The sequence below is a fragment of the Dysgonomonas termitidis genome (genome assembly GCF_042654545.1).
In the GTDB taxonomy this organism is placed as follows: domain Bacteria; phylum Bacteroidota; class Bacteroidia; order Bacteroidales; family Dysgonomonadaceae; genus Dysgonomonas; species Dysgonomonas termitidis.
Genome location: NZ_JBHSGN010000204.1, coordinates 1 through 644, shown reverse-complemented (window position 1 = coordinate 644; position 644 = coordinate 1). Strand labels below are relative to the sequence as shown.

Below are 644 nucleotides of genomic sequence, written 5' to 3'. Positions count from 1 at the left end.
CTCCCCGGCGATGATGACCAGGTCGGACTTTTGCAGGCCGCCTGTCCTGCTGTCCAGCTCCCGGAATCCCGTAGGGGAGCCGCTAAGGCATTTATTGGTCTTATTGGCCTCGATGATCGAGTATACGCCTTTGATGGCATCCTGTATCGTCGTTACCGGGTTCTGCGGCATGCTATAGAGGTTTTTCAGTACCTGGCCGCAATATGCCGTAATGTCGGCTATATCCGTAGAGTCCGTATAAGCTTCGAGCCTGACCCTATCGGCCAGTTGCACCAGCTTGCGCCGTGTATCGAGGTCGGAGAGCCGCAGGGTATGGCTGTACACCTGTGTTACTTCCGTCAGTTCGCCCATCCCTGCCAGCTCCACAAGCTTTATTTCGCCGGTTCCGGCTTTATACAGGCTTGCTATGCCGGCGATATCGGGCTCGGCGCCTTTGGCCTCTATCTCCCTGAAGATCCTGAATACCCTCCGGTGGAAGTCATCATAGAAACAGTCTTCGTGCAGGATGTCCCGGACTTCATCATATCCGTGGCGGTTGGAGATAACCGTACCGAGCACGATCTTTTCCAGTTCCGGGTCATGCGGCGGCATATATGCCGGAGTATCTGTATGTACCTGCTTTTTCATCTGGTGTATACCCTGTT

The 644-nt window shown here is 54.5% G+C and carries 1 protein-coding gene; it reads right to left on the bottom strand.

What is annotated here, in order from left to right; all coding sequences use genetic code 11:
- Positions 1–627, bottom strand: a 627-nt coding sequence (locus tag ACFO6W_RS26185; RefSeq protein ID WP_380002095.1) for a DnaB-like helicase N-terminal domain-containing protein, incomplete at its 3' end; no start/stop codon positions are given.
- Between the last annotated feature and the right edge of the window lie 17 nt (positions 628–644).